Source organism: Bacillus sanguinis, from assembly GCF_018332475.1.
GTDB lineage: Bacteria > Bacillota > Bacilli > Bacillales > Bacillaceae_G > Bacillus_A > Bacillus_A sanguinis.
Map to the genome: position 1 here is coordinate 1 of NZ_BOQB01000537.1, position 308 is coordinate 308.

Below are 308 nucleotides of genomic sequence, written 5' to 3' on the forward strand. Positions count from 1 at the left end.
TTGAAACTGCTCGATCATTTTGTCACGTTCTTTCTTAGGTACACTACCGTTTAAGAAGAGGACGCGCTGACCGAAATGTTCTTCTAACACATTTTTTAGCATGTTCCCCATACCGATGTATTGTGTGAAGATTAAACAACTTTCATTTTGATCTTTTATATTTTCAATGAGTTCCATTAGCGTGCTCGTTTTCATGGAACGTTCGATGATGTCTTTTGGTTCTGTTTCTTTTAAATAAAGAGCGGGATGGTTACAAATTTGTTTGAGCTTGTTCAGCATGAGTAATATAAATCCGCGTCTTTCAATCC

Annotated in this window: 1 protein-coding gene; it reads right to left on the reverse strand. The window is 36.7% G+C overall.

All coding sequences use genetic code 11. The annotated features are described in order from the left end of the window. A partial coding sequence (locus KI369_RS28330; protein WP_212958972.1) for a helicase-related protein occupies positions 1-308 on the reverse strand: 308 nt, incomplete at both ends.